Raw genomic sequence first — 16714 nt, 5'->3', positions numbered from 1 at the left:
GTGTGAAGACTATTCCTTGATTTTGGTAACACCGTTAGTGGTTCGCCAAAGGAAAAAGCTTACAATGTCCAAAAATTTCGCATCAGCTTGCGCATAGGTGCTCGAACTGTGTCCTGCATTATTCTCGGCTAGAACAAGCACCGGATTTGACTCTTTCACCTTGCTGGCAATCTCGTCCAGGCGAGCGGCAAACTTGGCAGATTGCCACGGGGAAATGCGGTTATCGTTCAGCCCAACCGTAAGCATCACCGCAGGGTAGCGCACACCGTCCTTTAGATTGTCGTATGCATCGATTTTGCGAAGGTCGCGCATTCCTTGCTCCGTTGCTGGTGAACCAAACTCATCAACGTTCATTGGACCGATCGGAGTTTGATCTAGCCGGGTAGTATTAAGAATGCCAACATCAATTGCCGCAGCAGCGAATAGCTCGGGGCGCTGTACGATTGCCATCCCAATAATAATCCCGCCAGCACTTTTACCACTTGTAACAAGCCGTGCAGGCTTAGTGTAATTACTGCTTACCAGGTATTCTGCACACTTTATGAAATCAAATATCGAGTTTTCTTTATTTGATGCGCGTCCTCCCTCATGCCAGGCTGGTCCTAATTCACCACCCCCTCGAACGTGAGCAATGGCAATGACGCCACCATGCCGCAGCCAAATAAGAGATGATGGATCGAAGTAGGGAAACGTACTTACCCCATAAGCGCCATAGGCGCTCAACCAGGTCGGAGCAGAACCGTCCAATTTCATTCCTCTCCGATGAATGATGGTGAGGGGAACACGTACCTGATCTTTTGATGTTACCCACGTTTCTTTCACTTCGTAATCAGAAAAATCGTATGACTTCGGTGATATCAGGTTCGTATTCTCGACGGAACCATTATCAGGATCATAGCGGAATATTTTCGGCGGATTCGTCCAGCTTTGCAGCGTAAAAAGTACTTCCCGTTTCTCTATACTCGAAAACAGAGCCGTGACTTCACCACCAAACGGGAGGGGAACATCCTGAACATGACCAATATCGTTGAAAGCGACACGAACAAACCGCCGCGTACCAGAATCGTGATAGGTAACGTAAAGCGCTTCGCTACTGGTTGTAAAACCAGTCAACTCACCATTCGACCACTCAAGGATTTTTTCTTCAGAAATGTGTGGCTCATCAAGAGAGAACCGTGTAACAAGGTAACCAGACGACGAGTTATACCTTGCCAGATATAACCATTTGCCAGAGAATATAAAGTTATATACATTTTCTTCGCTGTCGATAATTTTCACCCACGGCGTTTCTCTGCCATTTAACGCGTCAGCGCGTACCGCAAATATTGAACTGCTATAACCGCTGATCGAAGGCGAAATGGATGCAAGAAGCCAATCAGAATCTGACGATGAATATACAGCAACATTGTCGTAGCGGTTCGCATTCCGGCCAAAGATCATGGCACTATCAAAAACGACAACATCGGCTTTATAGGCCTGTCCGATATGGTGAAGATAAACTTTTTCACCCGCCAAACGTTCAGAGGCCAAGCCATCATGCTTTTCGGACGGCAGACGTTTGTAGAAAAATGACTGATTATCCGACCGCCAAACTATCCTCGGATAACGCGCTCTTGGAATGCTGTCACTTAAATCAGCGCCGCTTTCAACATCAAGAATGTTTATCGAGGCGATTTCGGAACCATTTTCGGATAAGCCATAAGCAACATAGCGACCATCATGCGAAGGTGAAAAAAAATGAATACCCATCCCAATGGGAGGATCGATAAGCAATTTCTCACCGCCACTCTTTCGTTTTACAAAAAGACGCTGATAAGGGAACTCAGGTGTAGATCGTAGATAAAAACGACTTTCCCCCGCATCATAGATGTGTGAGAGGGAGCCTTCAGCACCAACGATAGCATTCAACTGCTTTTCGAAAGCTTTCCTCCAGGGAAAGGCATCTATCGTCTTTCTTGCTTGTATCGTCCTGCGCTGAAGCCACTCATTGGTGCGGTCTTGATCGGCCTCCATCCAGCGGTAATGGTCCATGATATTTTGCGAGCGAGGCACCCCATCAGCTAGGGCTTCGCAGTCTAACAAGACCGATAGAATGCAAAGCGAGACCACTACAATTGTTCTTTTTAGCATGATCAATTAACCGCACCTTATCTCAATCAGATTGAAGGGCCATCTCTGCCATCGCGCCCATCTCGACCACCTGCTCCCCCTTGACCTCCCTTTCCACCTTTTCCTCCGGGGCCGCCATCGCCGCCATCGCCGCCGTTGCCGCCCCGCCCTCCGTTGCCACCATCGCCACCATTACCGCTTCCGCACGTTCCACCGTTCCCACCGCGTCCACCGTTTCCGCCTAATCCACCATCTCCGCCTCTACCACCATCACATTGGGAGCCACCAGCGATAACCAACATTTCTGAGTAATGTAATTCACGCATTTGTTTTCTCCAATTCTTAACTCAGTCGAACACAACGGCTCACTATCCGACAGACCCGTGAGCCGTTGCTTTCAGGGTTTTGACGAACGCTTAGCGGTTACTACTACCGCCGCCGCAATTGCCGCCGTTACCTCCATTGCCCCCGTTGCCGCCAGCGCCGCCATTGCCTCCAGCACCACCATTGCAACTACCGCCACCGTTACCGCTACCGTTACCACTCCCATTACCGTTGTCGCTACCGGCACCAATTCCACCGGCCACGCTTACCATTTCAAACGAATCGAGCTCACGCATTGGAATCTCCTTTTTAAAGTAAAAAGCCCTTATTAGGCATAAATAATCTGCTACCATATTGCAAAATAAGGAAATTATATTCTGATTATAATGTAATTATACCGATATTAAGATGTATGATTTCAAAATGGCGTAATTTAAATGCAGTTTTAGGCATCTCAATATATGAACCAAAACACCCATGAGGGAACTCTCTCACTATTTAGGCATGAGGCCATTTCCGCGCGTGGCGGTTCATGTCTTGGCAAGAGTATAATGGTTAGGCCGCTTGGAACCACCTTTCTCATCGGAGCAAGCACCCTTGCAACCGTCTTGGTGCTATCATTTCTGATTTTTGGGGAATACACCAATCGAGTTAAAGTAGCCGGGTTAATTCAACCAACCTCCGGTATCGTGCGTGTCTACGCCTCCAGGTCGGGATATGTCACCAGAATAAATGTCCGCGAAGACAGTACCGTCACTCGTGGATCGCTACTCCTTTCCATTGCGCCTGACGACAGAACGGCTATAGGCGGCACGCAGGAAAACATACTGCTTCAACTGCGTAGCCAACGCTCTGAACTTACCCAAGAAATGAAGCGACGAGCTGAACGAGAATCAATTGAAAAACCTTCCCTACAACGCCAGGCGGCATCCCTTAGCAAAGAAATAGATAGGATCGATCAGCAAATATCCCAGTACGATTCTTACTTGAGAGAAATGCGTTTGGCTTATGAAAACTATAAATCGTACGCTGATAAAGGTTTAATTAATAAAAGTGATTTACTCGATAGATACGAAACTTATCAAAATGTATTTAAAAACTTTGAGGAATTAAAAAAGGAGAGAATTCAAACGACTCGAAAACTTGATGAAACAACATCCCGTCTTGTTGTTTTTGATTCGAAGACTGCATCGGAGATAAGTGAAATAAGCAGACAAATTGCTTCGATCGACAAGGAAATCGCGGCAAGTGAGTCTTTGAGAGAAGTTGATATATCGGCCCCAGCATCAGGTACCATCACTTCCATATTATTTAGGTCTGGTCAGTATGTATCAGTTGGCACTCCTCTTCTTTCCATACTCCCTACATCCTCAAATTTAGAAGTCTATCTTTTCGCAAAAAGCTCGCAGATCGGTTTTCTAAAGACGGGAGCCCGGGTGTCGCTACGATATTCCTCTTATCCTTATCAAAAGTTTGGTACCTATCCCGGTACTGTAACGACTATTTCCAGAGCGCCTATTGCTGAGAAAATCTCTGACGCAGCGAGCCAAGAGGTACAAATGGAGAACCAAAGCTCAGCCCTTTACCGGATAGTCGTAAAGCCTGATAGCAATCATGTCATCGCCTACGGCCAGAATGAGCCCTTAAGGGCCGGTATGGCGGTAGAAGCCGATATCCTTCTTGAAACACGGCGGATATATGAATGGCTTTTTGAGCCGATCCTCGGATTTCGCGGCCTTTAGAGAGGATGCGTATGGAACTTAATCAAATCCAGTTTGGCTTCACTAGACGACTCCCAATTGTGTTGCAGACGGAGGCAGCAGAGTGCGGTCTAGCGTGTCTGGCCATGGTGGCCGGATTTCACGGGTTTAGAATAGACCTAAGTGCGCTAAGGCGTCACTTCACTACGTCTTTAAAAGGGATGACACTCCAAGATTTAGCGAGCCTCTCTGGAAAGCTATCTTTGGCAACCCGCGCTTTGCGCATCGAGCTTGAAGAACTTCCGGAACTGCGTTTGCCGGCTATCTTACACTGGGACTTCAATCACTATGTTGTATTGGAGCGAATCAGCGCCCACGGCGTGCTCATCCACGATCCCGCGAGTGGCAAACGGACAGTTTCACATTCAGAACTTAATAAACATTTCACTGGGATCGCTTTAGAAGCCTTCCCCACACCAACTTTTCAAAAGCAGACTGAGCTGAAGCAATTCAAACTGTCGTCCCTGTTTGACAAAGTTAGTGGTCTCAAACGTGCATTGGGCACAACCCTTCTTCTCGCCGCCTGCCTAGAGGTTCTCGCGTTATTGGGGCCAATTGGGCTTCAAATAATCATTGATCAGGCCGTTGTCAGTAACGACATTGAACTCGTTACGACAATAGGTATGGGCCTTTTTATCGTTCTTATCTTGCAGGTTTTGATTACCTTTGGCCGCTCATGGATGATGATGGTCTTGAGTACTCGCCTCAGCCTGCAATGGGAAGTCAGACTGTTTTCTCATTTGATTCGCCTTCCGTTGGCATTTTTTGAAAGCCGCCATGTAGGCGATATCTTATCCCGCTTCCGTAGTCTAGACCCCGTTCAACGTACTCTTACGACTGACCTAATTGAGGCGATAATTGATGGAGGTATGCTCGCCGGTCTCCTTGGAATGATGTTCTTATATAATTCTGATCTGACTGTTTTAGCTCTTGTAGTTATCTCAATTTATATTCTTATAAGAATTTTATTTTACAGACCATACCGCGAATCCTCTGAAGAAAGGTTAGTCCATCAGTCCCGCGAAAGCTCCCATTTTATGGAGACGATTCGTGGTGCTGCCAGTCTAAAAGCATTAGGTCTCGAGACTAATCGGTTGACGTCGTGGTTCCAGAGACTTGCCGATGCGACAAATAGCGGTCTAAAAATCAGGCGGATCGATATCCTGTTCGATTTTATCGAGATTTTTCTCTTTGGCTTTGGAAGAATTATTATGCTGTGGCTAGGAGCTCGCGCAATCATTCATGGTCAAATGACTGTGGGTATGTTCATGGCGTACTCATTTTATCAAGAACAGTTTTTCAGCCGCTCGAACAAACTCACAGATATGGCATTTCGTTTGAGAATGCTTGGCCTGCATGCGCAACGTCTCGCAGATATAGCGCTTACAAACGTTGAAGAAGACAGTGGTCCAAACGCACTGCGACCTCGTCCCAAACTTCGAACTAATGCTACCCTTGAGGTGAAGGACATTCATTTTCGATATGGAACGGGTGAAGCAGAGATTTTAAAAGGCATAAATTTAACCGTTGAACCCGGCGCAAGTATTGCCATCGTGGGACCATCTGGATGCGGTAAAACAACACTACTGAAAATTCTTGCCGGTTTGATTTCGCCTTCCAGTGGTGAGGTTCAATATGGAGGAGAAAGCATTAAAAGCATTGGGCTTTCGAACTATCGAGCGCTCACTGGTTGCGTGTTGCAGGATGATCGGATGTTCTCCGGCACCATCGCTGAGAATATTGCATGCTTCGACCCCGTCGCCGATCAGGCTTGGATTGAAGAGTGTGCTCGCATAGCTCACATTCATACCGAAATCGCCGCGATGCCCATGGGCTATTCCTCCTTCGTTGGCGACATGGGGAGTCTACTTTCGGGAGGGCAAAAACAGCGTCTCTATCTTGCCCGCGCGCTTTATCGTAAGCCAACGATTCTCTTCCTGGACGAATCGACAAGCCACCTCGACGAAGACAACGAAAGCCTCATCAACGAAGCGATTTCGAGTTTGGGTATCACGCGAATCATCGTTGCTCATCGTCCGAAGACTATCACGTTGGCAGATAAATCATTCGACCTCACAAAGCAGGTCAGCTAGGTGCGCCAATCTCCGGGGAATCTTTCGACATTATTACAAGGCATGCCTATCCGCAGTCTGTTGTGAGCGCCATTACTGCAAAACGCAGTCATCCACAATCACCCGCTCCCCGCGCTGAATAAAAGCTCGGTCGCCTTTGCTCCAGAAGGTATAGACGCCATCGCTGTATTTCGCCCCTGAAGCGGAAACCGTCTGCGGCAAAACATGGCGATCGCCATCAAGAAGAAAACTGACCTGAGAGGACGATTTGCCGTCCTGTTGCATCGTTACCGTAAGCGGCATCGTGCCGCACTGGTAAGACAAGATTTTAACCGGCTGTTGATGACTGAAATAACCGCAGCCGCTTAATAACAGCGCCGCCCCTGCCAGCAGTGGTTTCATTATTTTTCTCCCGTTGTTCCGATATCCGCGAAATCCGCTTCGCCTGACTCGCGTCATACCCTTCCCTGACATCAGTTTAACAACGGGTTGATTAATCAAATGTAAGTAAAATCCGATTAGTCCGTTATTACCGGATAGATAGCGCCCAGCACGGTCTCCTGGCTCGCCCCCGTTACCGACGGCAAATTCCCCGGTAAACCGGACAGCGTACGCGCCGCCAACCAGGCGAAAGCCAATGCTTCCATGTCATCGCCGCTGACGCCGAACTCATCCGTCGTGCTGACCTCAATACCCGGCAGCAATGCCGAAAGTCGCGACATGATCAGCGGGTTGCGCGCGCCGCCGCCGCATACCAGCAAACGTTCGCAGCCGCCGATTAACAGCACCTGATCGGCGATGCTGCGCGCCGTCAGCTCAACCAGCGTCGCCTGCACATCCTGCGGCGCTATCGAAGGCAGGCCGGCCAGCATGTTCTCCAACCAAGCCAGGTTAAAATATTCACGCCCGGTGCTTTTCGGCGCGCGCTGCGAGAAATAGGGATCGGCCAGCATACGGCGCAACAGCGGCGGATTCACCTGCCCGGATAGCGCCCATTGGGCATCCCGATCATAGGGTTGGGCGCAATGACGCCAAATCCAGGCGTCAGATAACATGTTGCCTGGTCCGGTATCATAGCCGCGCGGCACGACGCCCGGCACCAACAGCGACAAATTGGCGATGCCGCCGATGTTAAGCACGATGCGCCGCTCAACCGGATGCAGCAATAACGCATGGTGAAATGCCGGCACCAAAGGCGCGCCCTGCCCGCCATAAGCCAGATCGCGGCGGCGAAAATCCCCCACGGTGGTAATCCCGGTCATCGCCGCAACACGATTGTTATCGCCAATCTGTAGCGTACAAGGCGCCTCGCCATTCGGCTCATGCCAGACGGTCTGCCCGTGGCAGCCGATCGCCGTGATATCGCGCGCGCTCAGTCCCGTTTCTTTCAGCAACGCCAGAACCGCTTGCGCGAACAGTATGCCCAATTGCGTATCTAAACGCCCGAATGCGGACAGCGTGACCTTCTGTCCCTGGCACATGCCCAGTACGGCCTGTTTGATTGCTTGCGGTATCGGGTGACTGTAGCTGGCCTGCTGCGCAACCGTATGATCATCAATCGCCGCCATCACCACATCAATACCGTCGAGGCTGGTGCCTGACATTACGCCAATGTATCTGCCTGATCTCATCTCACGACCTTTTCCGCTGAGGGATAAATAATACGGTCACCTGAAAAGCCGACCAAAATCAAAATAGCATTTTAAGGCACTGAAATATTATATTTTTTGTGTTTTGTTATCGCGGTTGTCATTTTGTTAAAATATGACCCGTGGTTGCGATTTAAACAAATCCGCTTCTCTGTTTATGGTCTATGTAAGAACACTATTATATTCTGCAAAAAAGAGTAAAAAGAGTGGAATGGAACGTCAAGCCAGACCATACTTTATAGGTATATATTCGTCGGCCGAGGGTGAACCAACCCGACATATCGCCATTACAGGAGTGTTAATTATGATGAAGCGTTTGCTTGTGGTTACGCTAGCGGGTGTCACACTGGCTGGCTGCGCCAATACCAGTACGCTTTCAGGAGATGTTTACAGTGCCTCCGAAGCCAAACAGGTCCAGACCGTTACCTACGGTACGATTGTTTCAACGCGTCCGGTACAGATTCAGGCGGGTGAGGATTCCAACGTGATTGGCGCGCTGGGCGGCGCGGTTCTGGGGGGATTCCTGGGTAATACCATCGGCGGGGGCAGCGGTCGCGGACTGGCGACGGCGGCGGGCGCCGTTGCGGGCGGCGTCGCGGGTCAAAGCGCGACGGGCGCGCTAAATCGGACTCAGGGTGTTGAGCTGGAAATTCGCCGGGATGACGGCACCACCATCATGGTCGTGCAAAAACAAGGCGACACGAAATTCAGCGCCGGCCAACGTGTGGCGATGGCGAACAACGGCCGCAGCATTACGGTCTCCCCACGCTGATACGTAATAATAATCACCACCCGCGCGGTGGTGATTACTATCAATAATCAGACCTCTTCCCCAATAGCCATCAGCCATCAACTGAATAATAATACTGGGATTTATTATTTTGCCTCAACGCGACCCAGGTCGCCGTCAAGGTTGACTCTCTGTCGTCTGGCTCTCATGTAATGCCAGTATATTGTGCTCCAGGCGTGAGATCAGCAAAGCTAATTCATCGACCTGCTCTGGCGTAATGCCGAATAGAATTTCGTTGCGCGTATGGTTAATTACGCCATTGACCGCTTTCATTATCGGCTCTGCCGCATCGGTAAGCACGATGCGCTTTGCGCGCCTGTCGTGTGAGCATATGTGCCTGGTAATCAATCCCTTATCTTCCAGTTGATCCAATGTTCGGACTAATGACGGCTGCTCGATCCCTATAGCTTTAGCCAGCTGAATCTGTGATTGTCCCGGCGGGAGATGATAGATGTAGTGTAGAGTCACCCAATGCGTCTGCGTCAATTCCAGTGGTTTTAACCGATGATCAATCAAGGCACGCCACACGCGCACTAGACGAGCTAAATCAGATCCTAATGGCAATTCCATAAACTCTCCTTATAATTAGCATGCTAAGTTATATCCCTGGATTGCAATCAATTCTGATTTATAAAAAATAGAAAAGTGTCTTTTATTATTTTGAAAAAAAGGATTCTACCAAATTAAATTCTTTTAAAAATGATCTTAATACTTATTTTATTCAGCCAACGTTAAAATAAAGTCGGCTGTTGAGGTTCTACCGGCTGCGTTGTCTTCTCCATACGCTGCTGACGCCTCATTCTTTGCCTGCACAAGCGCAGGACATCCTGTTTCTGCGCATCGCTCATTTGCCCCCAGGTAAAGCGCTCGTTTCGGCTGCGAAAACAACCACGGCAAAAGCCGCGATCGTCAGCCTGACAAACGCCACGACATGGGTTAGGAACAGCAAAGAGTTCAAGTTGCTCAGGCACTGTACCTCCGTCTAGCTCTGTTTATTGAAGCCTTGTTCTTCCCCGCTGGCAAGCCTTTGCTAAAGCGAACGACAAAAATATCAGCTAATCTTTGTAATTTCAGATGATTCTCCTGCGCTATCCGCTAATGTCTCCTTATAGATTTGTCTATTTTTAATCCACTGGGGTCAAATTCGCTCATGTTTACACCCATTCGGCATCAAAACCTACTGGCGTGACCGCGCGGCCAATAACTTGGACTCGCTATAAGCGCAACGTTATAATTACATTCTGACAGATTTTTTCACCCGGTTTGCAGTCAACCACAGTAGCCAATGAGGAAATTGAAATTATGCGCTTACTTCACACCATGCTGCGTGTTGGTAATTTACAACGCTCTATCGATTTTTATACCAACGTATTGGGTATGCGTCTGCTGCGTACCAGCGAAAATACCGAATATAAATATACGCTGGCTTTCGTCGGTTATACCGAAGAAAGCGAAGGCGCCGTCATAGAATTAACTTATAACTGGGGAGTGGAGAGTTACGATTTAGGCAACGCCTATGGCCATATCGCGCTGGCCGTGGAGGATGTCGCCGCAACCTGCGAGAGCATTCGCCAGGCGGGCGGCAACGTGACCCGCGAGGCAGGGCCGGTAAAAGGCGGCACCACCATCATTGCATTCGTTGAGGATCCGGATGGTTATAAAATCGAACTGATTGAAAAATCACAGTCCGGTCAGGGGCTTGGTCATTAATGTGCTTCGGGCGGCCTGATTGATGCCGTTAGCGCAAAGATCAGGAGAAAAACGGTGAGAGATTCCACCGCGGCGCCTCTCACCGCGGATGCGGGAAGCGGCGGCTTTTCTCCGCTTACTGCATCTCCCGCCAAAATTTGCCATAATACGCGCTGCATTTTGCTAAAGATTAAGAGACTAATGGCTGATAAAAATGACCTGAACGCCCTGAGTGGTCGTTTCCGTGGGTTTTATCCGGTGGTGATAGATGTCGAGACCGCCGGGTTTAATGCTAAAACCGATGCCTTACTGGAAGTTGCGGCAATAACATTAAAAATGGACGCTGATGGTTGGTTACAGCCAGATGAAACTCTACATTTTCATATTGAGCCGTTCGAAGGCGCCATATTGGAGCCCGCCGCGCTGGCGTTTAACGGTATTGACCCCAGCAATCCGCTGCGCGGCGCGGTCAGCGAATACGAAGCGCTGCATGAAATTTTCAAAGTGGTGCGCAAGGGCTTAAAAGATCAGGGATGTAACCGCGCCATCATCGTGGCGCATAACGCGACGTTTGATCACAGCTTTATGATGGCCGCAGCCGAACGTTGCAGCCTGAAGCGCAATCCTTTCCATCCTTTCGCTACTTTCGATACCGCCGCGCTGAGTGGTCTGGTATTGGGCCAAACCGTGCTGGCCAAAGCCTGTATCACCGCGGGCATCGATTTTGACTCCAGTCAGGCGCACTCCGCGCTTTACGATACCAACCAGACGGCGCTGCTTTTTTGTGAGCTGGTCAACCGTTGGAAACGCATGGGCGGCTGGCCTATCGTTTTTAATGAAAATCAATTAGAGAAAACGTCCACCGCAGACTAAGCCGAACGCGCAAAAAAAGGGTGACTTTCGCCACCCTCTTTATTTCTCTTGCAGAAAACGGTTATCCGCTACGCGTCGGATTATTCCTGCCCTTCCTGCTGGGATTTGTATTTATCCGCCGTTTCTTTGATCAACTGCTGCAATTCGCCACGCTGATACATTTCAATAACGATATCACAGCCGCCGACCAATTCGCCGTCGACCCACAGTTGGGGGAATGTCGGCCAGTTGGCATATTTCGGCAGTTCGGCGCGGATATCCGGATTCTGTAGGATATCGACATAGGCAAAACGTTCGCCACAAGCAGACAACGCCTGTACCGCCTGAGCGGAAAATCCGCAGCTAGGCAATTTAGGTGAACCTTTCATATACAGCAGGATCGGGTTTTCAGCGATCTGGCGCTGAATTTTTTCAATTGTCGTTGTCGTCATTCTCTTGCTTCCTTAAACCTTTAGGATGGCTAACGTCATGTTCATTAACCACGAGCATCTATCAGATGAGCCACTACAGCGCCATCCACTCAATGATATTGTACCGATGGCGGCGACCACAAAAAAACGCCATTTTTTGTGTGGGTATGCCTTTACCCTATCACAACCGACAAATGATGAAACTCACAGTAGAAATCGATGACAAATCGAGCAGGACAAAAACCCCCATTAACTTTTTTTCACTATTCTGTTCGAATAAAGAGGCCGCGCCCACTTTTTTATCATGTGGTTTTCGGGAATACTGTGCGCACTCAGTGAGTTAATAACGATGAACGACCACGGCTATCATGCGCTTGTTTATTACCCTTTTTATCCTGTTTTTCAGTAACCTATTCCTGAATATCGCCCAGGCGGCGCCGCATACGCCGAATTTACCGTCACGAAAGGCCAACGTAAACATTGAGGACGATCACAAAAAAAATCCGCAGGCGAAGAAAAATAACCAGAAAGCGTCCGGCGCGGCAAAAGTAAAAAAAACCAAAACGGATAGCGGCAAAACAAACGCCGCCACGAAAAAAGTTAAAGTCATCCACCTCGCCAGGCACAAACAGGCGCCGACCCCATCGCGCACGAAAAGCGACACGCCGGCGTTAGTCAGGAAAAATCTCAAAAAATTGCATTTGGCAAATGAAGCCCGCTATGCCTCCTCGCGCGCCAAGGTAAAAGTTGGTGTAAATGGCGACGGAACGGAAAAAGCGTTAACGCTGAGCGAAGCGCACAAGAAACGTTACCAGCATGCCAAATTGACCGCGATGAATAAGCTGATGGATCAAGTGGGTAAACCCTATCATTGGGGCGGCGCATCGCCCTTTACCGGATTCGACTGTAGCGGATTGGTTTATTATGCCTACAAGGACGTGGTAAAAATCCCCATCCCCCGCACCGCCAATGAGATGTATCATTTGCGCGACGCGGCCCCGATCAAGAAAAGCGAACTGGAAAGCGGCGATTTGGTTTTCTTCCGTATCAATAACCGCGGCGCGGCCGACCATGTCGGCGTGTATGTGGGTAACGGGAAATTCATTCAGTCGCCGCGTACCGGTTCAGATATTCGCATCAGCAAACTGAGCGAAGATTACTGGCAGGATCATTATGTCGGCGCGCGTCGCGTCGTCACCCCGCAAACCATTCGCTAAGCCGCAACGACGAAACGATCAGAAGGAAATCGGGCGCGTTTTCCGTTGAAAACGCGCCCGATCGGATGGCGAAAACGAACGCTTGGTTTCAATTAATTCAATACGGCGGCAAAACTGAATACGACAACCAGCAACAGCGCCCCAACGGTGGCCAGCAGCGAAATCTTCAGGTCGGCATCCATCGGTATCTCCTTTGCGTATAAGAATTATCAGAAGAAAATATTGACCCTCTTTAGCGCCTTGCATTCAACATCGGGCTAAAGCGGCATCTTGTATAACAATAGCCGCTGTTGCCGGGTTTGCCCGAAAAAACTGAGGGCGGCGTATCACTAATAATATAAATTACTGCTTTCACTTTTCTGTCAAATCGGACAAAATTCGCTGTTTGACGACACGCCGCGTATTGGTCGAGAAAGTCCGCCTTGCCCCTTCAGGTATAACATTCGGCATTCTCCTTCTAAAATTCTGTTTTTTTATCTGGAAAGAGAACGTTAAACGCAGGCAAACGATTAACAATATATATACGACTGTAATGAGTCGGTTAGGAGTCACTTTTACATGGCAACGATCAAAGATGTGGCAAAGCGCGCAGGCGTTTCGACCACAACCGTATCGCATGTGATAAATAAAACACGTTTCGTCGCCGAAGAAACCAAAGCCGCCGTCAGGGCCGCCATCAAAGAATTACACTATTCGCCCAGCGCCGTGGCCCGCAGTCTTAAAGTGAATAATACAAGGACTATCGGTCTGTTGGCGACCTCCAGCGAAGCGCCCTACTTTGCGGAAATCATTGAAGCCGTTGAAAACGGTTGCTACGCCAAAGGCTATACGATGATTTTGTGTAATTCGCATAACGACATCGATAAACAGCGCGCCTACCTTTCCATGCTGGCGCAAAAGCGCGTCGACGGATTGCTGGTGATGTGCGCGGAATATCCGCCCGAACTCCTTGCCATGCTGGAAGACTATCGCAGTATTCCGATGGTGGTGATGGATTGGGGACAGGCTCACAGCGATTTTACCGACACCATTATTGATAACGCGTTTGAAGGCGGTTATATGGCGGGCCGTTATCTTATCGAACGCGGTCACCGGGAAATCGGCGCCATTCATGGCATTCTTGAGCGCAATACCGGCAGCGGACGCTATCTTGGCTTTTTAAAAGCGCTGCACGACGCCGATATTCAGATTCACGATGAATGGATCGTACGGGGCGACTTTGAACCCGAATCCGGCTATAAGGCGATGCACCAGATTCTGGCGCAGAAACATCGTCCCACGGCGGTTTTCTGCGGCGGGGATATTATGGCCATGGGCGCTATCTGCGCGGCGGACGAACTGGGGCTACACGTTCCCCAGGATATCTCGGTCATTGGCTACGACAATGTTCGTCATGCCCGTTTTTTCACCCCGGCGCTGACCACCATCCACCAGCCGAAAGAACGGTTGGGACAATCGGCCTTATCGATGCTTTTGGACCGAATTACCAGTAAGCGCGAAGACGCCCAGGTTATTGAGGTTCATCCTTCGCTGATAGAACGTCGTTCCGTCGCCGATGGCCCATTCCGCGATTACCGGCGTTATTCCTGAGCACCCACGCATTTATCTGCCGCTATACCCTCTAGCCGCTACGCTGCTTCAGCCAATTTATGCTTGTACCCTGGCTGAAGCAGTCCTAAACTGATCAGCAATTCGACGACAACAACCATATTAATCTCTTTATTCACTATCCTTATATAGTGTGAGCGCATATTGGATGTGCGCGTTTATTTTAAGGATGAGTGCCTCTACGTATTTGCGTACCGGCTTTTTCTCTTCATTTTCCTCTTGTTATTCAGAGGGTAGACGATGGGTGATACCCACCGATGCCGATAATGGGTAAAAAATTGTCTATGCTTTCCTTGCAGTTTTCACCGTGAGCGGCAAGGTAGGGAGAAATTATGAGTTCATCGTGTATAGAGGATGTAGAAGGACTGGAGAGCCATGGCAACTCCTGGTTTCAAATTGTGCGTGAAATGCTGGACATGGCCGATATCAAAATCAACGGCTCCCGCCCTTTTGATATAAAGATTAAAAATCCCGATTTTTTCAAACGCGTGTTGCGTGAAGGCTCATTAGGATTGGGTGAAAGCTACATGGACGGATGGTGGGAATGCGAACGGCTGGATATGTTCTTTCACCGCATATTACGCGCCGGTCTGGATAAAAAAGTCCCCCATCATATGAAAGACATTTTGCGCGTTGCCGCCGCAAGACTGATCAATCTGCAATCCAAAAGACGCGCCTGGATTGTCGGCAAAGAGCACTACGATTTGGGCAACGACCTGTTTTCGCTGATGCTGGATCCTTACATGCAATACTCCTGCGGCTACTGGAAACAGGCGACCACTCTGGAGCAGGCGCAGGAAGACAAGCTGCAAATGATCTGCGAAAAACTCCAGTTGCAACCAGGAATGAAGCTATTGGACATTGGCTGCGGTTGGGGCGGACTATCCGAATTCGCCGCACGTCGTTATGGCGTGTCCGTCATCGGCGTCACCATTTCCAAAGAACAGCAGAAACTGGCCCAGCAACGCTGTCAGGGTCTGGACGTCGAGATTTTATTACAGGACTATCGCGATTTGGATTTGCAATTCGATCGGGTGGTGTCCGTCGGCATGTTTGAACACGTGGGTCCCAAGAATTACAAGACCTATTTTCAGGTCGTTAATAAGAACCTTAAGTCCGACGGATTATTTTTACTGCACACCATCGGCGCGCAAAAAACCGACTCTAAAGTCGATCCCTGGATTGATAAATACATATTCCCCAACGGTTGCATTCCCTCCGTCCAGCATATCGCGCGCGCCAGCGAACCCTATATGGTGATGGAAGACTGGCACAATTTCGGCGCCGATTATGATCGCACGCTGATGGCCTGGTTCGAGCGTTTCCAGCAGCATTGGCCCGCGCTTGCCGACCGTTACTCCGCGCGTTTCCGCCGGATGTTCAGCTACTACCTGAATGCCTGCGCCGGCGCGTTCCGCGCGCGGGATATTCAGCTCTGGCAGGTACTTTTCAGTAAGGAAGGCGTTGAAGGCGGGATACGCGTTCCGCGTTAATCGTTTGGCCCTCGAACCGCCCGCGCAATACGCCGAGCGGTTTTTTGTTGAGCGCTTATTCTTCGCTGGACGGCTCGCTAACTCCTCGGTCGGCCAATACCCGTTCTACCGTATCCACCACGGCCTGAGTTTGCGGGTCGATTTCGATATTCACCCGCTGCCCCAGTTTCTTTTGTCCCAGCGTGGTGCGATTTAGCGTTTCGGGGATCAGATGAACGCAGAAACGGCTGCGGGTGACGTCACCGACTGTCAGACTGATGCCGTCAATGCCGATAAAACCTTTATGCAACACATACTTCATCAGCGACTCGTCCGCCAGGCGGAACCAGATCTGATGGTTGTTCTCCGACACCAGGATCTTCACCACTTCCGCCGTGCAGATGATATGACCCGACATAACGTGTCCGCCGATCTCGTCGCCAAACTTGGCCGCCCGCTCAAGGTTAACGCTGTCGCCTTCGGTAATATCGCCCAGGTTGGTCAACCGCAGCGTTTCCTTCATCAGGTCAAAACTAACGCGATCGCCATTGACCGACGTTACCGTCAGACAACAACCATTGTTGGCCACCGAAGCGCCAGGCACCAAGCCCGGCAATAACTCAGGCGGCAATTGAAGAACGTGTGTGCGAAAATTGACTTTTTCATCAATAGACACCACCGGCGCGGTGCCATGAACAATACCGGTAAACATACGGCTTGCCTCTCAAAGAATGCTGTAGA

The 16714-nt window shown here is 49.6% G+C and carries 18 protein-coding genes; 8 read left to right on the top strand and 10 right to left on the bottom strand.

Annotated elements, in window-relative coordinates:
- Positions 1-9: 9 nt before the first annotated feature.
- The 3 genes from ABRZ26_RS00180 to ABRZ26_RS00170 form a co-directional block, all read right to left on the bottom strand.
- Positions 10-2130: a prolyl oligopeptidase family serine peptidase gene (locus ABRZ26_RS00180; protein WP_319602248.1), complete on the bottom strand. Its 2121-nt coding sequence runs from the start codon at positions 2128-2130 to the stop codon at positions 10-12.
- Positions 2131-2152: 22 nt separating this feature from the next.
- Entirely contained in the window at positions 2153-2302 is a 150-nt protein-coding gene (locus tag ABRZ26_RS00175; RefSeq protein ID WP_319602247.1) for a hypothetical protein, read from the bottom strand.
- Between the two features lie 204 nt (positions 2303-2506).
- Complete coding sequence (locus tag ABRZ26_RS00170) at positions 2507-2680, bottom strand: hypothetical protein (RefSeq protein ID WP_319602246.1); 174 nt, start codon at positions 2678-2680, stop codon at positions 2507-2509.
- A 214-nt stretch (positions 2681-2894) separates the two neighbouring features.
- On the opposite strand from ABRZ26_RS00170, the gene ABRZ26_RS00165 reads away from it, so the two are divergent.
- Complete coding sequence (locus ABRZ26_RS00165) at positions 2895-4175, top strand: HlyD family secretion protein (RefSeq protein ID WP_319602245.1); 1281 nt, start codon at positions 2895-2897, stop codon at positions 4173-4175.
- Positions 4176-4186: 11 nt separating this feature from the next.
- Complete coding sequence (locus ABRZ26_RS00160; protein WP_319602244.1) at positions 4187-6286, top strand: peptidase domain-containing ABC transporter; 2100 nt, start codon at positions 4187-4189, stop codon at positions 6284-6286.
- Between the two features lie 72 nt (positions 6287-6358).
- Here the strand turns inward: ABRZ26_RS00160 and ABRZ26_RS00155 are convergent, their stop codons facing one another.
- Positions 6359-6667, bottom strand: coding sequence for an MliC family protein (locus ABRZ26_RS00155; RefSeq protein ID WP_319602243.1), 309 nt, complete (start codon positions 6665-6667; stop codon positions 6359-6361).
- A 116-nt stretch (positions 6668-6783) separates the two neighbouring features.
- Entirely contained in the window at positions 6784-7896 is a 1113-nt protein-coding gene (gene anmK / locus ABRZ26_RS00150) for an anhydro-N-acetylmuramic acid kinase (RefSeq protein WP_319602242.1), read from the bottom strand.
- A 322-nt stretch (positions 7897-8218) separates the two neighbouring features.
- Between anmK and ABRZ26_RS00145 the strand changes: the two genes are divergently transcribed.
- The gene (locus ABRZ26_RS00145) at positions 8219-8686 is read left to right on the top strand and encodes an outer membrane lipoprotein (protein WP_319602241.1); all 468 of its coding nucleotides are present in this window, start codon (positions 8219-8221) and stop codon (positions 8684-8686) included.
- A 135-nt stretch (positions 8687-8821) separates the two neighbouring features.
- On the opposite strand, the gene slyA is transcribed toward ABRZ26_RS00145, so the two are convergent.
- Positions 8822-9274 carry a transcriptional regulator SlyA gene (slyA, locus tag ABRZ26_RS00140; protein ID WP_319602240.1) on the bottom strand — a complete coding sequence of 151 codons (453 nt, stop codon included), beginning with the start codon at positions 9272-9274 and terminating at the stop codon, positions 8822-8824.
- Between the two features lie 161 nt (positions 9275-9435).
- Complete coding sequence (locus ABRZ26_RS00135) at positions 9436-9675, bottom strand: DUF1289 domain-containing protein (protein WP_319602239.1); 240 nt, start codon at positions 9673-9675, stop codon at positions 9436-9438.
- Between the two features lie 331 nt (positions 9676-10006).
- Here ABRZ26_RS00135 and gloA point away from each other — a divergent pair, with 331 nt between their 5' ends.
- Both gloA and rnt read left to right on the top strand, forming a co-directional pair.
- The gene (gene gloA / locus ABRZ26_RS00130; RefSeq protein ID WP_319602238.1) at positions 10007-10414 is read left to right on the top strand and encodes a lactoylglutathione lyase; all 408 of its coding nucleotides are present in this window, start codon (positions 10007-10009) and stop codon (positions 10412-10414) included.
- A 180-nt stretch (positions 10415-10594) separates the two neighbouring features.
- Positions 10595-11266, top strand: a complete 672-nt coding sequence (rnt, locus tag ABRZ26_RS00125; RefSeq protein ID WP_319602237.1) for a ribonuclease T — start codon at positions 10595-10597, stop codon at positions 11264-11266.
- Positions 11267-11346: 80 nt separating this feature from the next.
- Here rnt and ABRZ26_RS00120 read toward each other — a convergent pair whose 3' ends face one another.
- Positions 11347-11697, bottom strand: coding sequence for a Grx4 family monothiol glutaredoxin (locus ABRZ26_RS00120; RefSeq protein WP_319602236.1), 351 nt, complete (start codon positions 11695-11697; stop codon positions 11347-11349).
- A gap of 347 nt (positions 11698-12044) precedes the next feature.
- Between ABRZ26_RS00120 and ABRZ26_RS00115 the strand changes: the two genes are divergently transcribed.
- Positions 12045-12893, top strand: coding sequence for a C40 family peptidase (locus tag ABRZ26_RS00115; RefSeq protein WP_319602235.1), 849 nt, complete (start codon positions 12045-12047; stop codon positions 12891-12893).
- Positions 12894-12985: 92 nt separating this feature from the next.
- Here ABRZ26_RS00115 and cydH read toward each other — a convergent pair whose 3' ends face one another.
- On the bottom strand, positions 12986-13075 hold the full coding sequence (gene cydH, locus ABRZ26_RS00110; RefSeq protein ID WP_319602234.1) for a cytochrome bd-I oxidase subunit CydH: 90 nt from the start codon (positions 13073-13075) through the stop codon (positions 12986-12988).
- Positions 13076-13451: 376 nt separating this feature from the next.
- On the opposite strand from cydH, the gene purR reads away from it, so the two are divergent.
- Together purR and cfa are read left to right on the top strand one after the other, a co-directional pair.
- On the top strand, positions 13452-14483 hold the full coding sequence (purR, locus tag ABRZ26_RS00105; RefSeq protein ID WP_319602233.1) for an HTH-type transcriptional repressor PurR: 1032 nt from the start codon (positions 13452-13454) through the stop codon (positions 14481-14483).
- Between the two features lie 350 nt (positions 14484-14833).
- On the top strand, positions 14834-15994 hold the full coding sequence (gene cfa, locus ABRZ26_RS00100; protein WP_319602232.1) for a cyclopropane fatty acyl phospholipid synthase: 1161 nt from the start codon (positions 14834-14836) through the stop codon (positions 15992-15994).
- Between the two features lie 55 nt (positions 15995-16049).
- Here the strand turns inward: cfa and ABRZ26_RS00095 are convergent, their stop codons facing one another.
- Positions 16050-16685: a riboflavin synthase subunit alpha gene (locus ABRZ26_RS00095; protein WP_319602231.1), complete on the bottom strand. Its 636-nt coding sequence runs from the start codon at positions 16683-16685 to the stop codon at positions 16050-16052.
- Positions 16686-16714: the final 29 nt, after the last annotated feature.

Origin of the sequence: Brenneria sp. L4-2C (genome assembly GCF_040240335.1) — a bacterium.
Taxonomy (GTDB): domain Bacteria; phylum Pseudomonadota; class Gammaproteobacteria; order Enterobacterales; family Enterobacteriaceae; genus Brenneria.
This window is presented reverse-complemented; position numbering and strand designations above follow the sequence as displayed.

Coding starts and splice junctions, on each gene's coding strand:
- ABRZ26_RS00180 (WP_319602248.1), bottom strand. CDS start 2,130: ATGCTAAAAAGAACAATTGTAGTGGTCTCGCTTTGCATTCTATCGGTC.
- ABRZ26_RS00175 (WP_319602247.1), bottom strand. CDS start 2,302: ATGGTGGCGATGGTGGCAACGGAGGGCGGGGCGGCAACGGCGGCGATG.
- ABRZ26_RS00165 (WP_319602245.1), top strand. CDS start 2,895: ATGAACCAAAACACCCATGAGGGAACTCTCTCACTATTTAGGCATGAG.
- ABRZ26_RS00160 (WP_319602244.1), top strand. CDS start 4,187: ATGGAACTTAATCAAATCCAGTTTGGCTTCACTAGACGACTCCCAATT.
- ABRZ26_RS00155 (WP_319602243.1), bottom strand. CDS start 6,667: ATGAAACCACTGCTGGCAGGGGCGGCGCTGTTATTAAGCGGCTGCGGT.
- anmK (WP_319602242.1), bottom strand. CDS start 7,896: ATGAGATCAGGCAGATACATTGGCGTAATGTCAGGCACCAGCCTCGAC.
- ABRZ26_RS00145 (WP_319602241.1), top strand. CDS start 8,219: ATGATGAAGCGTTTGCTTGTGGTTACGCTAGCGGGTGTCACACTGGCT.
- slyA (WP_319602240.1), bottom strand. CDS start 9,274: ATGGAATTGCCATTAGGATCTGATTTAGCTCGTCTAGTGCGCGTGTGG.
- gloA (WP_319602238.1), top strand. CDS start 10,007: ATGCGCTTACTTCACACCATGCTGCGTGTTGGTAATTTACAACGCTCT.
- rnt (WP_319602237.1), top strand. CDS start 10,595: ATGGCTGATAAAAATGACCTGAACGCCCTGAGTGGTCGTTTCCGTGGG.
- ABRZ26_RS00120 (WP_319602236.1), bottom strand. CDS start 11,697: ATGACGACAACGACAATTGAAAAAATTCAGCGCCAGATCGCTGAAAAC.
- ABRZ26_RS00115 (WP_319602235.1), top strand. CDS start 12,045: ATGCGCTTGTTTATTACCCTTTTTATCCTGTTTTTCAGTAACCTATTC.
- cydH (WP_319602234.1), bottom strand. CDS start 13,075: ATGGATGCCGACCTGAAGATTTCGCTGCTGGCCACCGTTGGGGCGCTG.
- purR (WP_319602233.1), top strand. CDS start 13,452: ATGGCAACGATCAAAGATGTGGCAAAGCGCGCAGGCGTTTCGACCACA.
- cfa (WP_319602232.1), top strand. CDS start 14,834: ATGAGTTCATCGTGTATAGAGGATGTAGAAGGACTGGAGAGCCATGGC.
- ABRZ26_RS00095 (WP_319602231.1), bottom strand. CDS start 16,685: ATGTTTACCGGTATTGTTCATGGCACCGCGCCGGTGGTGTCTATTGAT.